Annotated in this window: 26 protein-coding genes; 13 read left to right on the top strand and 13 right to left on the bottom strand. The window is 66.4% G+C overall.

From position 1 onward, the window contains the following. Positions 1-161 precede the first annotated feature (161 nt). The 5 genes from ASF79_RS10380 to ASF79_RS10395 all read left to right on the top strand — a co-directional run bounded on the left by ASF79_RS10380 (position 162) and on the right by ASF79_RS10395 (position 4071). A complete protein-coding gene (locus ASF79_RS10380; RefSeq protein WP_235500731.1) occupies positions 162-1193 on the top strand; it encodes an SIS domain-containing protein in 1032 nt (343 codons plus the stop codon). A 73-nt stretch (positions 1194-1266) separates the two neighbouring features. Continuing rightward, positions 1267-2151 carry a PfkB family carbohydrate kinase gene (locus ASF79_RS10385; protein ID WP_055854768.1) on the top strand — a complete coding sequence of 295 codons (885 nt, stop codon included), beginning with the start codon at positions 1267-1269 and terminating at the stop codon, positions 2149-2151. A 47-nt stretch (positions 2152-2198) separates the two neighbouring features. Further along, positions 2199-3299 (top strand): LacI family DNA-binding transcriptional regulator, encoded by a 1101-nt coding sequence (locus tag ASF79_RS10390; protein ID WP_055854771.1) that lies wholly within the window; start codon positions 2199-2201, stop codon positions 3297-3299. A gap of 59 nt (positions 3300-3358) precedes the next feature. Further along, the gene (locus ASF79_RS17790; RefSeq protein WP_268750578.1) at positions 3359-3487 is read left to right on the top strand and encodes a hypothetical protein; all 129 of its coding nucleotides are present in this window, start codon (positions 3359-3361) and stop codon (positions 3485-3487) included. 152 nt (positions 3488-3639) lie between these two features. Further along, positions 3640-4071, top strand: coding sequence for an Hsp20/alpha crystallin family protein (locus ASF79_RS10395; RefSeq protein WP_055854775.1), 432 nt, complete (start codon positions 3640-3642; stop codon positions 4069-4071). 68 nt (positions 4072-4139) lie between these two features. Here the strand turns inward: ASF79_RS10395 and ASF79_RS10400 are convergent, their stop codons facing one another. Then, complete coding sequence (locus ASF79_RS10400; RefSeq protein ID WP_055854779.1) at positions 4140-5465, bottom strand: APC family permease; 1326 nt, start codon at positions 5463-5465, stop codon at positions 4140-4142. A gap of 166 nt (positions 5466-5631) precedes the next feature. On the opposite strand from ASF79_RS10400, the gene ASF79_RS10405 reads away from it, so the two are divergent. Together ASF79_RS10405 and ASF79_RS10410 are read left to right on the top strand one after the other, a co-directional pair. Then, entirely contained in the window at positions 5632-6516 is an 885-nt protein-coding gene (locus ASF79_RS10405) for a hypothetical protein (protein ID WP_055854781.1), read from the top strand. 113 nt (positions 6517-6629) lie between these two features. Continuing rightward, on the top strand, positions 6630-8294 hold the full coding sequence (locus ASF79_RS10410; RefSeq protein ID WP_055854784.1) for a cation:proton antiporter: 1665 nt from the start codon (positions 6630-6632) through the stop codon (positions 8292-8294). Between the two features lie 22 nt (positions 8295-8316). Here ASF79_RS10410 and ASF79_RS10415 read toward each other — a convergent pair whose 3' ends face one another. The 4 genes from ASF79_RS10415 to ASF79_RS10430 form a co-directional block, all read right to left on the bottom strand. Continuing rightward, positions 8317-8631, bottom strand: a complete 315-nt coding sequence (locus ASF79_RS10415) for a hypothetical protein (protein ID WP_055854787.1) — start codon at positions 8629-8631, stop codon at positions 8317-8319. Between the two features lie 75 nt (positions 8632-8706). Continuing rightward, positions 8707-9156 carry a YybH family protein gene (locus ASF79_RS10420; RefSeq protein WP_055854790.1) on the bottom strand — a complete coding sequence of 150 codons (450 nt, stop codon included), beginning with the start codon at positions 9154-9156 and terminating at the stop codon, positions 8707-8709. Positions 9157-9160: 4 nt separating this feature from the next. Beyond that, a complete protein-coding gene (locus ASF79_RS10425; RefSeq protein WP_055854792.1) occupies positions 9161-10027 on the bottom strand; it encodes an ABC transporter permease in 867 nt (288 codons plus the stop codon). Continuing rightward, positions 10024-10992 (bottom strand): ATP-binding cassette domain-containing protein, encoded by a 969-nt coding sequence (locus tag ASF79_RS10430; RefSeq protein WP_055854796.1) that lies wholly within the window; start codon positions 10990-10992, stop codon positions 10024-10026. The genes ASF79_RS10425 and ASF79_RS10430 overlap by 4 nt, the downstream gene beginning before the upstream one ends. Positions 10993-11070: 78 nt before the next feature. On the opposite strand from ASF79_RS10430, the gene ASF79_RS10435 reads away from it, so the two are divergent. Continuing rightward, positions 11071-11619, top strand: a complete 549-nt coding sequence (locus ASF79_RS10435; protein ID WP_162239081.1) for a PadR family transcriptional regulator — start codon at positions 11071-11073, stop codon at positions 11617-11619. A gap of 6 nt (positions 11620-11625) precedes the next feature. On the opposite strand, the gene ASF79_RS10440 is transcribed toward ASF79_RS10435, so the two are convergent. The 3 genes from ASF79_RS10440 to ASF79_RS10450 form a co-directional block, all read right to left on the bottom strand. Then, entirely contained in the window at positions 11626-12291 is a 666-nt protein-coding gene (locus ASF79_RS10440; RefSeq protein WP_055854801.1) for an esterase/lipase family protein, read from the bottom strand. Beyond that, a complete protein-coding gene (locus tag ASF79_RS10445; protein WP_082495828.1) occupies positions 12288-13070 on the bottom strand; it encodes an alpha/beta fold hydrolase in 783 nt (260 codons plus the stop codon). The genes ASF79_RS10440 and ASF79_RS10445 overlap by 4 nt, the downstream gene beginning before the upstream one ends. An 83-nt stretch (positions 13071-13153) precedes the next feature. Continuing rightward, on the bottom strand, positions 13154-14197 hold the full coding sequence (locus tag ASF79_RS10450; RefSeq protein ID WP_055854805.1) for a DNA polymerase Y family protein: 1044 nt from the start codon (positions 14195-14197) through the stop codon (positions 13154-13156). An 87-nt stretch (positions 14198-14284) separates the two neighbouring features. Here ASF79_RS10450 and ASF79_RS10455 point away from each other — a divergent pair, with 87 nt between their 5' ends. Further along, positions 14285-14713 (top strand): hypothetical protein, encoded by a 429-nt coding sequence (locus ASF79_RS10455; RefSeq protein WP_055854808.1) that lies wholly within the window; start codon positions 14285-14287, stop codon positions 14711-14713. On the opposite strand, the gene ASF79_RS10460 is transcribed toward ASF79_RS10455, so the two are convergent. Together ASF79_RS10460 and ASF79_RS10465 are read right to left on the bottom strand one after the other, a co-directional pair. Continuing rightward, on the bottom strand, positions 14710-15216 hold the full coding sequence (locus ASF79_RS10460) for a hypothetical protein (RefSeq protein ID WP_156366223.1): 507 nt from the start codon (positions 15214-15216) through the stop codon (positions 14710-14712). The two genes, ASF79_RS10455 and ASF79_RS10460, sit on opposite strands and share 4 nt — an antisense overlap. Continuing rightward, on the bottom strand, positions 15213-15626 hold the full coding sequence (locus ASF79_RS10465) for a DoxX family protein (protein WP_055779572.1): 414 nt from the start codon (positions 15624-15626) through the stop codon (positions 15213-15215). Before ASF79_RS10465 ends, ASF79_RS10460 begins: the two co-directional genes overlap by 4 nt. Before the next feature lie 140 nt (positions 15627-15766). Here ASF79_RS10465 and ASF79_RS10470 point away from each other — a divergent pair, with 140 nt between their 5' ends. After that, the gene (locus tag ASF79_RS10470) at positions 15767-15973 is read left to right on the top strand and encodes a hypothetical protein (RefSeq protein ID WP_055854813.1); all 207 of its coding nucleotides are present in this window, start codon (positions 15767-15769) and stop codon (positions 15971-15973) included. Positions 15974-16019: 46 nt separating this feature from the next. After that, the gene (locus ASF79_RS10475) at positions 16020-16958 is read left to right on the top strand and encodes an aldo/keto reductase (RefSeq protein WP_055855980.1); all 939 of its coding nucleotides are present in this window, start codon (positions 16020-16022) and stop codon (positions 16956-16958) included. A 3-nt stretch (positions 16959-16961) separates the two neighbouring features. On the opposite strand, the gene ASF79_RS10480 is transcribed toward ASF79_RS10475, so the two are convergent. Continuing rightward, on the bottom strand, positions 16962-17438 hold the full coding sequence (locus tag ASF79_RS10480) for a DUF4870 domain-containing protein (protein ID WP_055854816.1): 477 nt from the start codon (positions 17436-17438) through the stop codon (positions 16962-16964). A 90-nt stretch (positions 17439-17528) separates the two neighbouring features. On the opposite strand from ASF79_RS10480, the gene ASF79_RS10485 reads away from it, so the two are divergent. Further along, positions 17529-18275 carry a DUF429 domain-containing protein gene (locus ASF79_RS10485; RefSeq protein WP_055854819.1) on the top strand — a complete coding sequence of 249 codons (747 nt, stop codon included), beginning with the start codon at positions 17529-17531 and terminating at the stop codon, positions 18273-18275. A gap of 76 nt (positions 18276-18351) precedes the next feature. Here the strand turns inward: ASF79_RS10485 and ASF79_RS10490 are convergent, their stop codons facing one another. Then, complete coding sequence (locus ASF79_RS10490; protein WP_055854822.1) at positions 18352-19212, bottom strand: helix-turn-helix transcriptional regulator; 861 nt, start codon at positions 19210-19212, stop codon at positions 18352-18354. Positions 19213-19314: 102 nt separating this feature from the next. Here ASF79_RS10490 and ASF79_RS10495 point away from each other — a divergent pair, with 102 nt between their 5' ends. Next, positions 19315-20007, top strand: a complete 693-nt coding sequence (locus ASF79_RS10495) for an SDR family NAD(P)-dependent oxidoreductase (protein ID WP_055854824.1) — start codon at positions 19315-19317, stop codon at positions 20005-20007. A 47-nt stretch (positions 20008-20054) separates the two neighbouring features. On the opposite strand, the gene ASF79_RS10500 is transcribed toward ASF79_RS10495, so the two are convergent. Next, the gene (locus tag ASF79_RS10500) at positions 20055-20435 is read right to left on the bottom strand and encodes a VOC family protein (RefSeq protein ID WP_055855984.1); all 381 of its coding nucleotides are present in this window, start codon (positions 20433-20435) and stop codon (positions 20055-20057) included. Between the last annotated feature and the right edge of the window lie 138 nt (positions 20436-20573).

The raw sequence follows: 20573 nt of genomic DNA on the forward strand, positions 1-20573 counted from the left end.
GGTTTCGCTGAACTATATACACAATCTGATACCGGTACCACTCCCGGGCGAAACTTTCTCGAAGATTGGGCTGATCGATCATTTCAACGTCGATGTGTTGACGATCCGAGGATTCGTGTGTCAGCATCAGAGCCACCTGATACCGGTACCACACTGGGCCGGTGCAGTTCACGCTCCTGAAAGGACACCTGATGCTCGGATTCGACGAGTCTGCATTCGTCAAGCAGATCGCCAGCGCGGTCGCCCTCCGTCCGCAGATCGAAGAGCTGGTCGACACCCTGGTCGCCCGCGGCTTCGACAACCTCTTTCTGATCGGCGCCGGCGGCACCTACGCGGCGATGTGGCCGTATGAGCACTTCGCCAAGACAGCCTCGACTCTGCCCGTGAAATCGGTCATCGCGGCCGAGCTGCTCGTCTCGGGCGACAAGACCCTCACGGATCGTTCGGTGGCGATCTTCACCTCCGTCTCGGGCACGACCGATGACAGCCTGCGCGCCATCGAGTACGTCAAGGAGCGCGGGGTGCTGACCGTCGCGTTCACCGGGTTCCCGGACTCCCCGATCGCGCAGCAGGCCGACATTGCCCTCGTCTCCGAGCCCAAGACCTGGCCGTTCGACATGCAGATGATGCTCTTCACGACACGACTGCTCAGCGTGCGCGGCGAGTTCGACGGCTACGAGAAGTTCGCCGGCGAGCTCGAGAAGCTGCCCGAGATCCTGGTCGAGGTCGCGAAGCAGGCCGAGCCGATCGCATCCGATTTCGCGGATGTCCACAAAGACACCGACTACTACTTCCTCGTCGGGGGAGGCAATCTCTGGGGCTTCACGTACCTCTACTCCATGTGCATCCTCGAAGAGATGCAGTGGCTCCGCACGACGCGGGTGCACAGCGCTGAGTTCTTCCACGGGTCGCTGGAGCTGCTCGAGAAGGACACGAGCCTCATCCTGTTCCAGGGCGAAGACGAGACCCGCGCTCTCACCGATCGGGTCGAGAGATTCGTGCGCACCGTGTCTGACGATGTCACCGTGTTCGACACGAAGGACTACCCCCTCGAGGGGATCAGCCCCGAGTTCCGAGGGCTTCTCGCGCCGGTCGTTCTCGACACCATCACGGGGCGGGTGAGCAAGCACCTCGAGCGGGTGCGTGAGCACTCCCTCGATCTGCGTCGCTACTACCGCGTCGTCGAGTACTGATCCTCCTGCTGCCGGGCGTCCGCGTGAACGTCGCGGATGCCCGGCGGCGCTCGCCCCCTATTAAGGACCATTCATGAAGGTGCTCGGCTTCGGAGACAACATCGTCGACCGTTTCGTCGACCGGGGTATCGCCTACCCCGGCGGCAACAGCGTCAACTTCGCGGTGTTCGCGCGCCAGCTCGGCGTCGATGCCTCGTATCTGGGCGTCTTCGGCTCCGACGCCGCCGGCACCTTTCTGCGTGACGCGGTCAGCGATCAAGGCGTCGACATCTCGCGCTCAGTCGTGCGCGAGGGACCGAGCGGCGTATCGACGCTGACCGTCGTCGACGGCGATCGGGTGTTCGGCGGGTGGAACGGCGGAGGCGTCACCGTGGGCCAGCCACTCGAGCTCGACGCCGAGCTCCTCTCGTATGCCGCGAGCTTCGACCTCGTGCATACGAGCGTCTACTCGGCCACCGAGTCGGAACTGCCCGCGCTGCGTGAGACATCGGCACTCGTGAGCATCGATCTCTCGAGCGAAGACGAGTTCCGCTCGCCCGAATACCTCGACCGCGTCGCCCCGTTCGCTGACCTCGTGCTGCTGTCGTGCAGCCACCTCACCCTGCGCCAGACCCGCGCCGTTCTGGCCGATGCCGTCGACCGAGGTGCGGGGCTCGCGGTCGGCACCCGGGGCATCCGTGGAGCCATCGTGTTCGACGGCCGTGACCACGTGACTGCGCCGGCCCAGCCGGTCGACGACCCGTCGACGATCGTCGACACCATGGGATGCGGCGACGCATTCGTCACAGCCTTCGCCGTGTCGCTGCTGACCTCCGGATGGACCCGCTCCCGGCGTCCCTGGGTGGGGGCGCTCGATACGGCGCTCCGCGACGGCGCGGGTTTCGCAGCGCGCCAGTGCCTCGTGGAGGGGGCCTTCGGCCACGGAGTCGACGCCGGCATCGTGCCCGCTACGATGTGACACACCAGCCTTCATGCACTCGATGACTACCAGATGGGCTCACTGACATGGCCGCCGAACGCGACCGCAACTCCTCGCCGCCGACCATCTCCGAAGTCGCCGCCGAGGCGGGAGTGGGTCGGGCATCCGCCGCTCGCACGCTCGGCGGCTACGGTTACGCCAGCCCCGAGCTTCGCGACAGGGTGCTCGCCGCAGCCGAGAAGCTCGGCTACCGCACGAACGCGCTCGCGCGCAGCATGTCGACGGGGGTCACTCACACCCTCGGAGTGATCGTGGCCGACATCGGCAATCCCTTCTTCGCCGGCGTCGTGCGCGGCATCAGCGACACCTCGCGGTCACGTGGCTTCGACACCATCGTTCTCAGCACGCACGAAGACCTCGACGAGGAGCGCGCCGCGATCGGCGTGCTCGTAGACAAGCGCGTCGACGGCATGATCATCGCCTCGGCGGCACTCGGTCGTGACGACGTCGACCACATTCGCGATGCGGTCGACAGAGGTGTGCCCGTCGTTCTCGTCGACCGGGCGCTCGACTACCTCGACCTCGATTCCGTCGTCATCGACAACAGGGATGCCGCACGGCGGGCCGCCGCCGGGCTCATCGAGGCGGGCCACCGCCGCATCGGCTTCATCTGGGGCCCGTCGACCACGGACGAGATCACGACGCGGCGTGAGCTGAGCGCCGCCGCGTCGGTGAATCTGTGGACAGACGGCGAACGTCTGCGCGGCTACCTCGATGCCCTCGACGACGCCGGCATCCCCTTCGACGCCCAGTTGGTGATGACGGGCCCGAAGACCGAGGAGAACGCCACGGCGTGGGTCGCGCGCATGCTCGAGCTGCCCAGCAGGGCGACGGCGATCCTCTGCAGCGAGACCGACGGCACCACGGGTGCCCTGCGGGCCATCAGGGCGAGCGGATTGCGCTACCCCGACGACGTGTCGCTCATCGGATTCGACGACAGCTCGTGGGCCGCGGTCATGGATCCGCCGCTCACCATGATCGAGCAACCCATGCTCGAGCTCGGTGCGCGCGCGGCAGAGATCCTGCTCGAAGAGATCAATGGCAAGACGCCCAGTCGAACCATGCACACCCTGCAGTCGACGTACATCGAGCGCGCCTCGGTTGCGGCACCAGCAGTCGGGGCCTAGCTGGCACGGCGGTGCCGTTGTCTCGTCTGTTTCATGACCGACGGGCGACGGCGCTATCGATGACCACGAAGGACAAGTCCGACATCATCGACTTCCCGATCATCGAAGAAGGCGGGCAGCGCGCGACGGCACGGCCCGTGTGGGGTGAGGAGATGCGTGACGTGCCAGACCTCGACTGGAACGCCTAGACCCAGACTCGATCGAAGAGGGGAGGACGCTAGCTTCTTTCACGAACTTCCTGGGGGTATCGACATGGCTTGGCACTCTCGGCGGTCGAGTGCTAACTTATTTGTCACAAGTTGAGTCAACTTGACTCAGGTTCACAGAAAGGGGAATCCTCATGGCAATGTCTTTTGATCCTTTCAGCGAGCTCGACCGCATCGCCGGCGACCTGCTCACGTTCCGTCCGGGGCCGAAGTTCATGCCCGTCGATCTCTACCGCGACGGCGACCAGTACGTGCTCAGCGCAGACCTGCCGGGCATCGACCCCGGCTCCGTCGATGTCGATGTCGATGGCCAGTTGCTGACCATCAGGGCCAAGCGAACCGCAGCAGCCCACGAGGGCGTCAAGTGGCTGGCCCAGGAGCGCCCGAACGGCGACTACCTCCGTCAGTTCAGCCTGGGCGACGGTGTCGACTCCGAGAAGATCTCGGCGAGCTACGACAATGGCGTGCTCTCCGTGATCATTCCGGTCAGCGAGCGGGCAAAGCCGCGCAAGGTCGAGGTCAAGACCGTGCAGAGCGCAGACGAGCAGAAGACACTCGCCGTCTGACGAAGCCGACGAAGAAGGGGCGGGCCGATGGCCCGCCCCTTCTGGCGTTGTTCCGACGTAGCCCGTGGCTACGAGCGCTTGGTCGCTCGCGCGATCATGTAGAGGATGGCGCCGAGAACCAGGAAGCCGCCGCCGAACGCCCAGACGATCGGCTCCTGCTGGGTCAGCAGCAGAATGCAGGATGCGACGCCGAGAACGGGAACGAAGGTCCAGACCCGAAAATGCTTGTGTTCCACGCGGTCACGGCGCAGAACGAGCACGGCGATGTTCGTGCTGATGAACACGAACAGCAGCAGGAGCACGACAGCTGACGCAAGCGTGCTGAGGTCTCCCACGAGCGTGAGCAGCAGGGCGAGGATCGTCGTCGCGACGATCGCGACCCAGGGTGTTCTGCGATTGGGCAGAACACGACCGAGAACCGACGGCAGCAGGCCCTGCTCCGCCATGCCGTAGGTGACGCGGCTCGTCATGATCATCGTCAGCAGGGCGCCGTTCGCCACCGCGATCAGTGCGATCAGGCTGAACACCCATTCGGGAATGCCTACCCCGGTTGCGGCGACGACGGCGAGAAGGGGCCCTGACGACGACGACAGATCGTCGGCGGGCAGCGCAATCGACGACGCGAGTCCGACCAGGATGTAGACGACCCCGGCGGCGAGAAGAGCACCGAACAGCGCGCGGGGATAGACGCGCGAGGGATCCCGAACCTCTTCGGCGACGTTGGCCGAGGTCTCGAAGCCCACGAACGAGTAGTACGCGATCACCGCACCCCCGAGGACAGCGAGTCCCGGAGCCGTTTCGCTGGGGAACTCCGCGACCCGCGAGATGTCTCCACCCCCGCCGCCGAGCATCACGGCCACCGCCACGACCACGATGACGAGTCCGGAGACCTCGATCACCGTCATCACGAGGTTGCTCTTCATCGACTCGCTGATGCCCCTCGCGTTCAGTGCGGCGACGAGCACGAGGAAGATCAAGGCTGCGGGGATCGTGGGAACGTCGAGGAAGGTCTTGAGGTACTCGCCGGCGAAAGCGATCGCGAGACCAGCGGCGCTGGTGACGCCGGCGGCCAGCATGCTGAAGCCGACGAGAAAAGAGATGATCGGGGGCTTGAAGGCGCGTTGCGCGAAGATCGCAGCCCCTCCGGCCTTCGGGTATTTGGTCACGAGCTCTGCATATGACCCGGCTGTGAGCAGGGCCAAAACGAGCGCGAGAGCCAGCGGCGCCCAGAGCGCCCCTCCGACCTCTCCAGAGAGCACCCCCATCAGCGCGTAGATCCCGGCTCCGAGTACGTCGCCGAGGATGAAGAGAAAGAGGAGTGGTCCGGTGATGCGGCGGGTGAGCTTCGAATCCGTGTCGCCCGCGGCCTGCCCGGTTGTTGTCGTTGATGCCATGGCGTCACTTTAAGTGCGCGCCAGAAATGTATTCCGACGCCTTGACAGCGGTGCAGAGCCTCCCGGCTCGACGGGCCCAGCCGGTGTTTCATCAGGCTCTTCTCGGCACCTGCCCAGAGCGTTCGTGCATCCTGTGAGGCCAGACCGTTCTATTGAAAGGCCCGAGATGAGCACCCTCCAGCGATTGATGAAGATGGCGTCGAAGGCGCTCGACGGCTCGGGTCAGAGCAAGGCCTCGGGTTCCGGCTCAACCGACTGGCGCGATCTCGTGCGTTCCGCCGCCGACAAGGTGACGGGCGACGGGCGCAACGCGTCTCCTCAACCCGGCACCGCGCATCCGTCGCCGTCGCGTGTTCAGGATGCGCCGGTGCACGACGCACCCGTGCCGCACCCCCACGACGTTCCCGTCTACGGCACGCCGTCCGGCGCTCCGGTTCAGGATGCGGCGAGCGCGGCCGCGTCGACCCCGGAAGACCGGGCCGCGATCGCGCGCTACGACTATCTGCTGAAGACAGCGATGCCGGAGCAGCTCGAGCAGGTGCACCGCGACGCGTTCGCGAGGCTTACGCCCGAGCAACGCCAGCAGGTCGAGTCGCGTCTGCGTGACGAACTGCCCGCATCCGAACAGCCTGTGTCGTCTTCGCCCGACGACTTGGCGCGCTCCGCCGTTCGCGGCGAGGCGCACAAGCCCGGGTTCCTGCGCGGAATCTTCTCGAAGCCCGCAGCCGCGGGCGCCGCCGGAGTCGGAGTGGGCGCCGTCGCCGGCGCAGGCATCGGCGTTGCGGGCGGGCTTCTCGCCGCGGTCGCCGGGGGCGCCGTGCTCAGTAGCGTCGCAGGGCCTCTGCTCGAACAGGCGTCTGGAATGGGTATCGACTTCGATGCCCTGGGTGGCCTCGAGGGCGGTCTCGAAGGACTCGAGGGTGGTCTCGGCGACGTGGCTTCCGGGGCCGGCGAATACGCGAGCGGCATCGGCGAGCACCTCTCGGGGCTCGGCTCCAACATCGAGATTCCCGGCCTCGGCGACCTCGGAAGCCTGTTCGGGCGCGACTAGCCTCAGTACCCCGCGCTGCAATTCAGGGAAAAGTAGATATGGCGCGGGCGAAATTCACTGATCTGGGCAGTTCGGCCTGAGTTGCAGCGCGACCTCCGTGCCAATCTGGAGTCGTGACCGAACTTCTTGTCGTACTGGTGCTCGCTTTCGCGGCGATCGCAGCGTCTACCGTGCTCGGACCGCGGCTGGGCGTGGCCTCTCCTCTACTGCTCGTCGCCATCGGCGTGGGGGCGAGCTTCCTGCCCGTGTTCGCCGAGGTCGAGATCGAACCGGAATGGATTCTCGCCGGCGTGCTCCCGCCACTGCTGTATTCATCGGCGGTATCGATGCCCGCCATGAACTTCCGCCGCGAGTTCGGCGCGATCAGTGGGCTGTCTGTGGCGCTGGTCGTGGCCAGTTCGCTCGTGCTCGGCGTGTTCTTCATGCTCGTCATCCCGGATCTCGGCTTCGCGTGGGGTGTCGCGCTCGGCGCGATCATCAGCCCGACCGACGCGGTTGCGACATCGATCGTGAAGCAGACGTCGGTGTCGAAGCGGGTCGTCGCGATGCTCGAGGGCGAGAGCCTGCTGAACGACGCCACCGCCCTGGTGCTGCTGCGCACGGCCATCGTCGCCACCGCAGCGTCGTTCTCGTTCTGGGGAGCGGTCGGCACCTTCGCCTACTCCGTCGTGATCGCGACCATCATCGGCGTGCTCGTCGGATGGGGAAACCTGGTCGTGCGCAAGCGCGTCACCGATCCGACCGTCAATACCGTGATCTCGTTCGTGGTTCCTTTCGTCGCGGCCGTGCCTGCCGAGTTGCTCGGCGCATCCGGTCTGGTGGCGGCGGTCGTCGCGGGACTCGCCACGGGCATCCGCGCCCCGCGCTATCTCTCCGCGCAGAACCGGCTGTCTGACTCGCAGAACTGGCGCACAGTCGAACTGGTTCTCGAGGGTGCTGTCTTTCTCACGATGGGAGTGCAGATCTCGTCGATCGTGGCGAACGTCGAACGCGACCACGCGGGCGTCTGGGCGGCGGTGCTGGTGGCTGCCGGAGCGCTCGTGCTCACGATCGTCGTGCGCGCCGCCTACGTGGCGCCGCTGCTCTGGGTGCTTTCGACCCTGCGCAATCGCAACGAGAGAATGCAGGACAGGCTGCTCGAGATGCGAGAGAAGATGAGCACGCCCGAGGGCGCTGAGCAGATGTTCGGTGAGATGAACGGGCGACGGCGCCGGGCATCCGACAATCAGATCGAGCGGTTGGGTCGACGCGTGGTGCAGTCGCTCGCCGACATCACCTACTTCCGCAACGCTCCGCTCGGGTGGCGGGATGGCACGGCGGTCGTGTGGGCGGGCATGCGCGGGGCCGTCACGGTCGCGGCGGCGCAGACGCTTCCCGAAGACACGCCCCAGCGGTCTGTGCTCGTACTCATCGCATTCGCGGTGGCGGTGCTGTCGTTGCTGGTGCAGGGCGGCACCATTGCCCCGCTGCTGCGCGTCGTCGCGCCGAAGGTCGACCAGAAGGCCGTCGATGAGCAGACGACCGCAGAGCGGGCTCGACTCATGCAGCTCTTGAAGACGAGCGCCGAGGCTGTTCCTCCGGCGCCGCCGGTCGAGCAGTCGATGAAGGGGTTCATCTCGTCGAAGCAGCACGAACTGGCGGTGATCGGCGCCCAGAGAGCTGCGCTGCTCGAGGCCCGAGACCACGGCACCTTCGATGCAGACGTGCTCGCGTACGCCCTTCAGATTCTCGACGCGTCGCAGATCGCGCTCGAGCTGCGCGGTGGCCCGAAGGGGTGACCTTCGGGCCCGCAGGCGAACGCTAGCCGAGCTGCTTCAGTGCCTCGATCGTTCCGCCCCAGTTGTGTGACGAGATCGCGTCGGCGAACGTGGAATCGCCGCGACCCGTTCCCAGCTTCTCGCCGGATGCGTCGTCGACGACGTCGACGCGGTGGCCCTTCTCGGGGCTGTCGCCGCTGCCCTCTTCTACGAACTCGATGCGCAGGACGCGGCCGTCGAGTCGGCCTGTGACCACAGCTCCCGTCTCGGTGTCATTCGAGCTGTCGGTCATGAAGGGTCCGGTTCCCAGCGTGGCGAGCGATTCGTTGACCTGGTTGATGAGTGACGACGTGTTCATGGTTCTCCTAGTCGTGAGCGAGGCCCCAGGCTAGTGGCGCAGCGCGACGTGTCGACAGGCCTTGACGGCTCAGGATCAGGCCTCGTCGCGTTTTTCGTAAGCGTCGGCGAGCCCCTTCATGGTTTCCATGTCGAGGGGCATCGAGGTGTGCTCGTGGGTGATCTTCCACTCGCCGTCGCGCTTCTCGAGCACCACGGTCATGCGGTTCATCATCGAGTCGACCTGCTCGCCATCGGCGGTGACTTCGGCGTAGCGCACGGCGGCGTGAGCCGTGGCGAGGTCGTCGCGCACCGAGGTGACGACCTCGGTGAAGCGCGCCTCGCAGAGCTTGTCGCCCAGGCTCTCGAACCACATGGTCACCATCGGTCGCCACGCATCGACGCCGGCGAACTCCCACATGCCCCAAGCATCGAAGACGAGGGTGTCGTCGGCGTAGAGGCTCAGAAAGCGCTCGACGTCTTTGGCCAGGACGGCCGACGTGTAGTTCTCGAAGAGAGTGGTCACGGGAGTGGATTCAAGGGGCATGTGCTTATCCTGCCGTTCGATAGCGGATCATGGTGAGCGGGCCGAAGACGGCGACCAGCCCCGCGCACCACAGGAGTGTGATGCTCAACTCGCCCGACGCATCCATGCCCCCCATGAAGTCGCGCACAGCCGTGACCAGGTGCGACACCGGGTTGACCTCGACGAAGGCCTGCAGCCAGCTCGGAAGCGTCGACGGTTCGATGAAGATGTTGCTCGCGAAGGTGAGCGGGGTGATCACGAGCATGCTCACCCCCATGACTGCGCCGGGCGTTCGCAGCACGAGGGCGAAGAAGGTCCAGAGCCAGCTGAAGCTGAACGCGAAGACGAGGATCAGCAGCACCGCCATCAGTACGCCCGCTACGCCACCCTCGGGCCGGTAGCCCAGCGCCAGCCCGAGCGCGATCGTGACGGTGGCAGAGATCGTGTAGCGCACCGCGTCGCCGAGCAGCATGCCGACCAGAGCCGACGGCCGCCAGATCGGCAGCGAGCGGAAGCGGTCGAAGACGCCCCGATCGATGTCGGTGCGCAGCGTCGACCCGGTGTACATCGTGATCATGATCACGCCCTGCACGAGCAGACCGGGCAGCACGTACTGCAGGTAGCCGCCGACGCTTCCGGCAATCGCCCCGCCGAAGAGGAACGTGAACAGCAGGGTGAACATCACCGGGAAGACGGTGACGTCGAACAGCTGCTCGGGCACATGCTTGATCTTGAGCAGCGCGCGCCAGCCGAAGGTCAGCGACGTCGACAGCGGGCCGGGCGGGGTGGGGCGCTCGACGTCGGCCAGCGCCGACCGCATGGCGGCCGCGAGCGACTCGGCGCTCGCGGGTGCGACGTCGGCTCGTTCGTCGAGCTTGTCGAGACGGGTCATGCTGCGACCTCCTCGTCGCTTGTGCTCTCTGAGGTGTGACCCGTCAACGCGAGGAACACCTCGTCGAGCGAGGGCTGCCCGAGTGAGAACTGAGCCAATTCGATCTTCTCGGCAGCCAAGGCTGTGAGTGCGGATGTCACGATGCCAGGGTCGGCGACCGTCGCGCTCAGCGCTGCGGGGTCGGCTTGGTCGCGAATCTCGACGCCCAGAATGCGATTCAGAACCTCGGATGCCCGTGGCCGGTCCGCCGGATTCATCACGCGCACGTGCAACGCCCCGTTGCCTACCTTCGCCTTGAGTTCGCTCGACGTGCCCTCGGCGATGACCTTGCCGGCATTGATGACGCTGATGCGGTCGGCCAACTGGTCGGCCTCGTCGAGATACTGGGTCGTCAGCAGAACCGTGGTGCCCGATGAGACCATCGCCCTGATGATGTCCCACACCTCGTTGCGGCTGCGCGGATCGAGGCCGGTGGTCGGTTCGTCGAGGAACAGCAGCTCGGGGGTGACCACGATGCTCGCGGCGATGTCGATGCGGCGACGCATGCCGCCGGAATACTTCTTGACCTGCTTGTCTCGCGCATCCGACAACCCGAACGCCGTCAGCAACTCGTCAGAGCGCCGTGTGGCGCGAGCGCCTGTGTAACCGAAGAGGCGGCCGATGAGTCGCAGGTTCTCGGCACCGGTGAGGTCTTCGTCGACCGAGGCGAACTGGCCGGTGAGGCTCACTCGGCAGCGCACCTCGTTGGCGTCGGTGACGACGTCGCGGCCGAGCACCCGAGCGGTGCCCGAGTCTGGTCTGGTGAGCGTCGCGAGCATGCGGATCGTGGTCGTCTTGCCGGCTCCGTTCGGGCCGAGAAAGCCGTGCACCCCTCCGCGAGGAATCGCCAGATCGATGCCGTCGACGGCGACCGTCTTCTTGAACGTCTTCACGAGCGCGTGCGTCTCGATGGCGAGGTCGGTCATGCTGCACTCCTGATCTGTCGACGGCGACGGGTCTATTCCTAGTAGGAATATACCTATCAGGAACCTATGGTTATGTCCATGGTTAATTCCGCTCTGTCGACCACGGCGTACGCGCTGCTGGGCCTGCTCGTCTTCGACCGAGAGAATCCCGAGGGCATGACGGGCTACGAACTCAAGCAGCGCGCCGACTTCACGCTGCGTTATTACTGGGTCAGCCCGGCCATGAGCCAGATCTATACCGAGCTGCGCAAGCTGTCCGAGGCAGAGTTCGTCGAGACGGCGCCCTCGGATGGCCCGGCGCGGTATCGGGTGACCGAACTCGGCGAAGAGCAGCTGCAGACCTGGCTCTTCCATGGTGAGGTCGGCTTTCCCATCCTCAAACATCCCGTCGCGCTGCGCCTGCTGATGGGTCGCCTGTCGACGCCAGAGCAGTTGGGCGGCATGCTCGAAGGGCATCTGGACGACCTGGCGGCGCGCCGGGCAGATCTGCAGGGTGTGCGAGACATGCTCGGTGACGAGCACCGGGTGCGCTACGCCGCGATGGTCGCCGATTGGGGTCTCGCCTACTACGACAGTGAGGCGCAGATCGTGGCCGGGCTGCGGGAGCGCCTCGACGGAATGGACTGACGGAGGCTACTCCGCCAGCGCCGCGAGCTCTGCCATCACGCGAGGGTGCGCGAGCACCCGAAAGTGCCCGCCCGTGTCGAGCCGCACGTTCTTGGCGCCGACCAGTTCGCTGCCCGCCGGAACGTGCGGATCGAACTCGCCATAGACCGACACGATGCGATTATTGACCGTCTCGTCGTGCGCCAAAGCCAGGATCGTGGCGTTCTTCGGTGAGAAGATGCGCAGGCTCGGCAGCACCATCAGACGCGCATAGAACGAGCCCCCGAACGGAGCCGCGACCGCCAGCATCGAGTCGACGCGCGCGGCCTCGGCGCCCGCACTCATGACGTACTTGCCGATGAGCCCGCCCTTGCTGTGCGACACGACGACCACGTCATGAAGACCGTGTTCGGAGAGGAACGCCGACACGACATCGGCGGCCTCCACGACAGGGCGATTGTTCCAGTTGAGCGCGTCGACGACGTACACCGGATGCCCTCGGTCGTGCATCGCGCGGATCAGCGGCTGCATGAAGCGCCAGGTCTCGTACACCCCGGGGATGACGACGATCGTCCGCGCCGATCCCGAACGGAACGCCGTGGGGTCGGTTCTGCCGACGATCGCTCTGGCCTGCCAATAGAGGGCGTAGGCGTAGTCGCGTGCCCACCACCCCGCGATGCGAAGAGCTCTCATCGGCGGGTGCTCTGATCGGTGCTCATGCGGGCGATGGTGGAGCGGATGGCCCCCGCAACCGCCTTCGGGGCCGTGAACTGCACGACGTGACGATTGCCGGGAACGGTGACGACGCATCCGACTGGAGCCCGAGCGGCGAGACGGCGACACCAGTCGTCGCCCGCGATCGGGTCGTTGCCGCCCCGGATGACCAGCAGCGGGCGGGTGAGCGCGGCCACGCGCTCGTCGACGGGATAGCTCAGCATGGGCTTCGACTGAGCCAGGTAGTAGGCGGGGCCGCAGCGCAGATAGTCGACGAACACCACGGCGTTCGTCAGCGGGGGTTCGCCCATGACATCGACGGCCAGGGCCCGAGACTGGGCGGCGAGTGTGCGATGGGCCGAGTCGGCAACCGGACCGATCGCGACCACCAGCGACACGAGGTCGGGTCTCAGGAGTGCGAGTTCGACGACCCATTGCACACCCATGGAGTGGCCCACCAGCACGGCATCGCGCACGGCGAGCTCGTCGAGCGCGTTCGCGATCAGCAGCGCCATCTCGCGCACGCTCGCCGTGAACGCTGGCTTGGGAGTGCCGCCGAAGCCCGGCAGGTCGAGCGAGTAGACCATCGTCTCTGTCTCGAGTTCGCGGTGCAGACGAGAGAAGTAGCGGTGCGACGTTCCGATTCCGTGCACGAGCACGATCGTCGGCAGGCGATCGGACGCGTCGGAGGGTGGCGCTGTGGTCGTCGGGCCGCCGAGCACCCGGATGCCGCTGGCCTCGCGCACTGCTGATCGCATGTCTTCACGCTACGGCGTCGGCTCGGGCCTCGCGCGGCGTTGACCAAGCTGAGGCTGTGGGCTAGACCGCGCCGACGAATGCGTCAGAACAGAGCCTGCTGCACGCGTTCCGGGGGAAGAAGGGCTGTGAGAGTGGCCTTGATCGCGGTGAGTCCGGGCTGCTGGGCGGCGGCCAGCAGGCGGCGCATCTCGGGCAGCCACGCCTGCGGATCCGACGTCGCCGACGGCATCCGGTGTTTGAGAACGACGGGCGACTCGCCGCCGTCGAAGCGGAGCGCGACGGTGAGCCCGCCGGCCGCCAGCTCGGCCTTCGATGCTCGCCCGCAGACACGAGTGATGCAGGCCTCCATGAGCTCGGAGGGGCTCCAATCGGGGCGGTTGTAGCCCGAGATGGTTCCTTCGGAGGAGAGGCTCGATCTCGTCTCGATCGGGTTGAGCGTTGCATCGTCGGTGCCGGCCCGAATGCGGCTCAAGCGCTGCGCCATGGTCGCTCCGCAGACCCTGCGTAGTTCGTCTGATGAGATGCGATCGAGGTCTGCGAGGTGAGTGACCTCGATGAGACGCAGGCGCTCGACGGTCTGCGGGCCGATGCCCCAGATGTCGGAGATGGCCAGCGAGACCCGCAAGTCGGCTTCATCACCGTGGTCGATGACGTGCAGGCCGTCGGGCTTCGCCGCCCGCGAGGCCAGCTTCGCCATCAGCTTGGTGCGCCCGATGCCGACGCTGATGGGAATGCTGAGTTCGCGCGCCACGCGTCGGCGTAGAGCCTCGCCGGCCTCGACGGCGGTCTGCCTGTCTACGGCTTCGACGTCGAGAAACGCCTCCTCCATCGACCCGGGCTCGACCGCGTGAGCGCTGTCTCGAAAGATGTCGAAGAGCGCGTCGCTGACCTCCTCGACCTCGCCACGCGGCGTCTCGATCATCACGAGTTCGGGGCAGACGTGCAGGGCTTCATGCAGCTGCATGCCGCCCCGGACGCCCCGGAGTCGAGCCGGGTAGTTGGCGCTGGCGATGAACACGTGGGCGGTGGCGGCCATGGGCCTGTGGGCGAGCTCCGGGTGATGCCGAAGGATCACCGAGGCGAAGAACGAGTCGGCGTCGACGTGCAGAATGAGCGACGTGGTCACGCAATTTATCGTACTGGTGTTCGAACGTCGTCGCGCAGATCGGTGTCACGTTTTAGCCCCAGACGTGACTTTGTTAGCGTGTTGAGCATGGCTGCAAAGAGATTTCCGCTTCGCTGGTGGCTGACGACGGGCCCCGCCACACTCTTCGTGGTGCTGTTCGCCGTGGGGCTCTATCAGGAGTGGCCCGGGGCCGTGATGCTCGTCGTCGTGCTCGGCTTCACCCTGATTCTCTGGGTCGTCGAGCGCCATAACGAACGAGAGATCGACGTCGATCAGATCTGGTGGGTTCCCTCGAGCGTGCTGTGGGCGAGACCGTCTCGCGTCGGTGCGTCGATCATTCTGATGCTGGCCGTGTTCGTCGCGGCGGCTTTTCTCGTGTTCGGCACAGTGAACCCGTGGCTTCTCGTCATCGCCGTGGCTGCCTCGCTTCTCCACCGGCTGGTCTTGGGCCGACTGTGGCTGAAGCGCGATCGCGCCGAGCTCGCTGCGAGTGAGCCCGACGCGCCGAGCTACTAGCGGTCGATGCCTTCGATCGCACACGACGACTGGGCTGGCCGACGAGACCTGTAGATAGCGAGTCCGATGATTCCGCCCACGGCTGCCAGGCTCGTGAGATAGAGCACTCCCGCCCACACCGTGTGCGCCCCGCCGCTGACGCCGTAGGTGTCGGCGATGTCCATGTTCAGGCGAAAGCCATCGAGGAACGCGGGTACGGCCCCAGCCGCGACGATGGCGAGAAAGACGATCGCCAACGTCGAGAGCGAGAGCCGTCTCCACACTCCGACGATCGCGGTGGCCGCGGCGAGCACAACACCGATGGATGCTGTGGCGATCACCCAGGCGATGTCACCGGGGACATCGTCGCCGGCCGCCGTGAGATACGCGTGGATCTCTTCGAGAGTCGCACCGGGAACGGCCGCGAGCGGATCGAGCACGAGCGATTCGACGGCCATCAGAGCCGCGTACGCCGCGACGAGCACGACTCCGCCGACTGCGAGCAGTATGCGGCTTCGGGTCACTTCGCCGCGGTGCGCGTCGACCACAGGGCCCACGCCACGAGCAGGGGCTGACCGAACAGACGCCCGACGCGCTTGGCGTCGGAATCGAGACCGAACGCATCCCGGTGGTGGATCGCCTGCGCTATGTTGCCGGGGAAGATCGCGGTGAAGAAGGCTGCGGCGAGCCCGCCGACGCGTGCCCGCTGCGAGCGCGGGGCGAAGAGCAGAGCCGCGCCCAGCGTGATCTCGGCGACGCCGCTCAAGAGCACGGTCGTGTCTTCTTTGAGAGGCACGAACTCGGGCACCTGCGCGCGAAAGTCGTCGCGACCGAAAGTGAGGTGGCTCGTTCCGGCAAGAACGAGGATGGCCCCGAGAGCGATGCGTGCCGCCGTGCGGCCCTTGGATGCGGGCTTGTCGAGCTGTTTCGTCATGGCGGCTCCTCGTGAGAATCGAATGGTCTGCTTCGACGATACGCCTAGCTCACGACCGGATGCGCCGGATCGGCTACCACCGTGAAGCGCGTAAATCTACGGGGCCGGGTAAGGGCGCGAGCACTCCGTACATTGGCGGAATGAAGAAAATCATCGCTACGACCATCGTGGGTTCCGCCGCGCTGCTTCTTCTCACCGGATGTGTGGGAGAGGCGCAAGACACGGACAAGGTCGGCACGGCGACGCCCAATCCCTCTGTGTCGGAGACGTCCACGCCGACCCCGACAGAGACGCCCACGCCGACTCCGACGCCTACCGAGACTCCCTTCGAGCCCGACAACATCTGATGGCTTCCGGCGTCGGCCTGTGGCCGCGAGCGGTAGCCTGCGAAGCATGAAACACGTGAATCTCGGAACAACCGGTCTGACCGTTTCGCAGCACATTCTGGGGCTGATGCGCATTCCCGAGCTGTCGGCATCCGAGATTCGAACCCTCGTGGGCGATGCGCAGGCCGAGGGCATCACCTTCTTCGACCATGCCGACATCTACGGTTCAGGCGGCAGCCCCGAGCACGTGTGCGAGAGCCTGTTCGCCGATGCTCTGAACTACACCTCGGCCGAGCGTGAGCAGATGGTGCTTCAGACGAAGTGCGGAATCCGCCCCGGCTACTTCGACTTCTCGGCCGAGCACATCGTCGACTCGGTCAACGGGTCGTTGGCGGCGCTGAAGACCGACTACCTCGACCTGCTGCTTCTGCACCGCCCCGACGCGCTCGTCGAACCAGACGAGGTGGCGGCCGCTTTCGAGCAGCTGCACTCCGAGGGCAAGGTGCGTCACTTCGGTGTATCGAACCACACGCCGGGGCAGATCGAGCTGCTCAAGAAGTCGGTGCGTCAGCCCCTCGTCGTGAACCAACTGCAGCTGAGCATCACCCACGCGCCCTCGATCACCTCGGGGCTCGCCATGAACATGGCTCACGCCGAGCAGTCCGTCGACCGGCACAATGGCGTGCTCGACTACTGCCGTCTCAACGACATCACGGTGCAGGCGTGGTCGCCATTCCAGTCGGGCGCGACCGGCAACGTCTTCATCGGCGACCGCGAGAACTACGCGGAGCTGAACGACGTTCTCGACGATCTCGCGGCCGCCCACTCGGTGACGCCCACGGCGATCGCGGCCGCCTGGATCACCCGGCATCCGGCTCGAATTCAGCTGGTGCTGGGAACGACGAAGGGATCGCGTCTGCGCGAGGCGGCCGCGGGGTCGGAGATCGAGCTCACGCGGCCGGAGTGGTACCGGCTGGCGGTCGCCGGAGGGGCGCTTCTTCCCTGATCCCTAGCGGATGAAGGGAATCGCGATGCGGTTGCGCAGCACCGTGTGCTTGTTCGCCGCGACGAGACCCATGATGCTCACGATGAGGTGAGCGAGGCCGATCGCGAGCACCAGCAGAACGGGGATGCCGACCGGGAAGAACCCCGTGTTCTCCTCGGGGCGCGTGACGAGCAGAATGATGAAGAACGTGAAGTCGAGCACCATGTAGACGATCAGGCTGAGTCCCCAGTTCGCGGCCTGCCGGGCGTTCTCTGCAGCGAACCCGCCCTTTCTCTTCTGTGACGGGTACACGGAGGCCATGACGATTCCGGCGATGATCAGGCTCAGATACGGCAGGGGAATGTAGGCGAGGAACCCCAGCCCGTAGGGCAGTGCCCCGGTGGCGGGCGCGGCGGGCGGCGGTGAGTAGGAGCCGGGCGCTGCGGCGGGCGGAGTCGAATTCTGGTGCGGCAGGGATTCGTAGAAGGATCCGGTTGTCATGCTTCCACGTTAGGCAGAGTCGCCCTCGGCCAAAATGGGGAGAAGTCCCCATGCCGCGGTTCAGCTCCCGCTCGCGACTACGCTTGTCTGATGCTCACCGCTGGGGTCGATCTCGCTGCCGAGAGCAAGGGCACCGCGCTCGCGGTCATCGACTGGACCGGGCCTCGTGCGACGCTGACCGAGCTGCGACTCGGCGTCGGTGACGACGTGATCGCGCAGGCCGCGACAGAGGTCGACAAGCTCGGCATCGATTGCGCCTTCGGCTGGCCCGACGAGTTCGTGAGTTTCATCGTCGCCCACGCCGATCACGACTCGACCGAGGCGCCCGCCGTCGACGGCGGCATGGATTGGCGTCGCACCCTCGCCTACCGCGCGACGGATCGCGACGTGCGCGCCAAGACAGGCCGCTGGCCGCTCAGCGTGTCGACAGATCGGCTGGGGCTCACCGCGATGCGGTGCGCCGGGCTGCTCGGCCGCATCCAGGCTCGGGGTGTGCATGTCGACCGCTCGGGTTCCGGGGTCGTCGTCGAGATCTATCCGGGGGCGAGCCTCAGGCTCTGGGGGTTCGACACGACCGGCTACCGCGTGAGCGCGCTGGCGCGCGAGCTGCTGCTGGCTCGGGTTCTGGATGCCGCCCCCTGGCTCGACCTCGAGGGTCACGTCGAGCTCATGGTGCGCTCGGGCGACGCCTTCGACGCCGTGATCGCCGCCCTCGCTTCGCGCAGCGCGGCTCTCGGCCACTACGGCCGTCCGGCTCCGGAGCAGCTCGCCCGCGCACGCCGCGAGGGGTGGACCGCTCTGCCGACGACCTCGCTCGCCGCGCTGCAACCGTCGTAACCGCGCCGCTTCGGCGCATCCGCTGCTGGACGACCAGGCGCCGATGCGCCCAACCGGCGCGGATGCGCGCGCGGGCCTAGAGCGCGGCGGCCGCGGGAGCGGCCACTCGGAGAAAGTCGAGCTTGGCCGCGGCCTCCGACGCCGCCGGGGCTGTGTAGGCGACGACGCGCAGATCGGTGCCGGCCACGCTGAACACGTCGCAGTCGAGTTCGATGTCGCCGACCAGCTCGTTGCTCACGACCTTGCTCTCCGACTGGTGCTCGCCCACGATTCCGCTCTCCCACAGCTCCTTGAACGGCTCGCTCGTCGAGAGCAGATCCTGAACGAGGGCACGCACTCCGCGGTCGTCCGGATAGCGGCCGGCCACGCGACGGAGGTCGGCGACGAGAGACGCGCCGAAGGCATCCACGCTGCCGGATCGACGGACGATGCGGCCCCCGCCGGCGCCGAGCGAGAGATTTCCGAAGTGCGCGCGCAGCAGGTTGGGGCGACCCGAGGCGGGCCACACGGGCTCGCCGAGAAGCGCCACCCAGAGCGGGCTCCAGCTCAGCAGATCCCACGATGCGGTGAAAACCGCGACGGGAATCTCGCCCAGTCGTGCGACCAGTCGCTGCACCCCGGGAGGGATGTGCGCGGGAACCTCGTGGGGTGACGGCGGAAGAAGGCCGGCGAGCACGAAGAGGTGGTCGCGCTCCGCGTCGGTGAGCTGGAGAGCGCGGGCGAGGGCTGAGGCGACCTGCTCCGAGGGGCGCCGGGCACGGCCCTGCTCGAGGCGCACGATGTAGTCCACGCTGAGTCCGGCGAGAGCAGCCAGCTCCTCGCGTCTCAGACCAGCCGCCCGGCGCACATCTCCAGCGGGAAATCCGACGTCGAGCGGTGACAGGCGGTCGCGCCACGCTCGAAGGACCGTTCCGAGATCGCCGTGCGCATCCTGCATTCATTCAGTGTGCCAGCGGTCGGCACACCGTGGGTGGTACTGAGCGTCCATACGCCGAAGCGGGCCACGACAGTTCTCGACGGCAGACGCAGACTTCTGGTCATGACAACAACACTGATCACCGGGGCCAACAAAGGCCTCGGCTACGAAACCGCCCGTCGCCTCATCGAGGCCGGGCACACCGTGTGGATGGGCGCACGCGACGAGACCCGCGGCAGGGCGGCCGCCGACGAGCTGGGTGGCCGGTTCGTGCAGCTCGACGTGACGAGCGACGACTCCGTCGCGGCCGCCGTGAAGACCATCCAGGGCGCGGGTGGCCTCGACGTGCTCATCAACAACGCGGGAGTCAGCGGCCCCTATGCCGCTGCCGAGGATCTCACCGCCGACGATGCCGCGTTTGTCTTCGGCACGAACGTGCTGGGGATCGTGCGGATGACGCTGGCGTTCCGCCCCGTGCTGCTGCGATCGAACGAGGCGGCGATCGTGAACGTGACGAGCGGAATGGGCTCGTTCTCGTTCGTGCTCGACCCGGAGCACGTCGAGTCGCAGATCGTGGCGCCTCTCTACCAAGCGTCGAAGTCGGCGGTGACCATGCTGACCGTGCAATACGCCAAGGCGTTCCCCGAGATCCGTATCAACGCCGCCGACCCCGGCTACACGGCCACCGAGTTCAACAACAACAGCGGCCCACAGACCGTGACCGAGGGCACGGATGCGATCGTCGAGCTCGCCACGCGGGGCGGCGCTGGGCCGACGGGTACCTTCATCAACCGCCTCGGCGTCGCGCCCTTCTAGACGGCGGTCCCTTCCCTATCCCATTCGCACGCGCCGGGGGAAGAAGGTCAGGGCATCGACTGACCGACATCGATGCGGTTGCCGTCGGGGTCGCAGAAGACGAATCCACGCAGACCGTAGTCGGCATCGCGGAGCCCCTTGATCATGCGAACCCCCGCCGCGTCCATCGTCGAATAGAGCGCAGCCGCGTCATCGACGAGTAGATGGGCGACGTTGTGGCTGCCGCCGTGGTGGTTCTTGACGAGCGTGAGATGCAGCTCTGCAGCCCCGTTGCGCACGATGGCGAAGCCCACGGGCTGGCCGTTCGTGAAGTTCACTTCGAGGGCGAGGAACTCTCGGAAGAACGAGATCGAACGATCGATGTCGGTGACAGCGAGCGTCGGCGCGAAACGGCCGAGTTGCAGGGTACGGGTGGTGGAGTTCGTCATGGGATACCTCTCGTCGCGATCACTCCGAAGGCGGTGCTTCTCGGTGTAGTCGGCGCGGTGGCCCTCGGAAGCGAGATTACCAGCCACGACAAACGACGAGGCTCACAGTTTCATGTGGGGCATCACTCTGTGAAGGAA

The sequence above is a fragment of the Agreia sp. Leaf335 genome, assembly GCF_001423605.1.
In the GTDB taxonomy this organism is placed as follows: Bacteria; Actinomycetota; Actinomycetes; order Actinomycetales; family Microbacteriaceae; genus Agreia.

Coding starts and splice junctions, on each gene's coding strand:
- ASF79_RS10385 (WP_055854768.1), top strand. CDS start 1,267: ATGAAGGTGCTCGGCTTCGGAGACAACATCGTCGACCGTTTCGTCGAC.
- ASF79_RS10390 (WP_055854771.1), top strand. CDS start 2,199: ATGGCCGCCGAACGCGACCGCAACTCCTCGCCGCCGACCATCTCCGAA.
- ASF79_RS17790 (WP_268750578.1), top strand. CDS start 3,359: ATGACCACGAAGGACAAGTCCGACATCATCGACTTCCCGATCATCGAA.
- ASF79_RS10395 (WP_055854775.1), top strand. CDS start 3,640: ATGGCAATGTCTTTTGATCCTTTCAGCGAGCTCGACCGCATCGCCGGC.
- ASF79_RS10400 (WP_055854779.1), bottom strand. CDS start 5,465: ATGGCATCAACGACAACAACCGGGCAGGCCGCGGGCGACACGGATTCG.
- ASF79_RS10405 (WP_055854781.1), top strand. CDS start 5,632: ATGAGCACCCTCCAGCGATTGATGAAGATGGCGTCGAAGGCGCTCGAC.
- ASF79_RS10415 (WP_055854787.1), bottom strand. CDS start 8,631: ATGAACACGTCGTCACTCATCAACCAGGTCAACGAATCGCTCGCCACG.
- ASF79_RS10420 (WP_055854790.1), bottom strand. CDS start 9,156: ATGCCCCTTGAATCCACTCCCGTGACCACTCTCTTCGAGAACTACACG.
- ASF79_RS10425 (WP_055854792.1), bottom strand. CDS start 10,027: ATGACCCGTCTCGACAAGCTCGACGAACGAGCCGACGTCGCACCCGCG.
- ASF79_RS10430 (WP_055854796.1), bottom strand. CDS start 10,992: ATGACCGACCTCGCCATCGAGACGCACGCGCTCGTGAAGACGTTCAAG.
- ASF79_RS10435 (WP_162239081.1), top strand. CDS start 11,071: ATGGTTAATTCCGCTCTGTCGACCACGGCGTACGCGCTGCTGGGCCTG.
- ASF79_RS10440 (WP_055854801.1), bottom strand. CDS start 12,291: ATGAGAGCTCTTCGCATCGCGGGGTGGTGGGCACGCGACTACGCCTAC.
- ASF79_RS10445 (WP_082495828.1), bottom strand. CDS start 13,070: ATGCGATCAGCAGTGCGCGAGGCCAGCGGCATCCGGGTGCTCGGCGGC.
- ASF79_RS10455 (WP_055854808.1), top strand. CDS start 14,285: ATGGCTGCAAAGAGATTTCCGCTTCGCTGGTGGCTGACGACGGGCCCC.
- ASF79_RS10465 (WP_055779572.1), bottom strand. CDS start 15,626: ATGACGAAACAGCTCGACAAGCCCGCATCCAAGGGCCGCACGGCGGCA.
- ASF79_RS10470 (WP_055854813.1), top strand. CDS start 15,767: ATGAAGAAAATCATCGCTACGACCATCGTGGGTTCCGCCGCGCTGCTT.
- ASF79_RS10475 (WP_055855980.1), top strand. CDS start 16,020: ATGAAACACGTGAATCTCGGAACAACCGGTCTGACCGTTTCGCAGCAC.
- ASF79_RS10480 (WP_055854816.1), bottom strand. CDS start 17,438: ATGACAACCGGATCCTTCTACGAATCCCTGCCGCACCAGAATTCGACT.
- ASF79_RS10485 (WP_055854819.1), top strand. CDS start 17,529: ATGCTCACCGCTGGGGTCGATCTCGCTGCCGAGAGCAAGGGCACCGCG.
- ASF79_RS10490 (WP_055854822.1), bottom strand. CDS start 19,212: ATGCAGGATGCGCACGGCGATCTCGGAACGGTCCTTCGAGCGTGGCGC.
- ASF79_RS10495 (WP_055854824.1), top strand. CDS start 19,315: ATGACAACAACACTGATCACCGGGGCCAACAAAGGCCTCGGCTACGAA.
- ASF79_RS10500 (WP_055855984.1), bottom strand. CDS start 20,435: ATGACGAACTCCACCACCCGTACCCTGCAACTCGGCCGTTTCGCGCCG.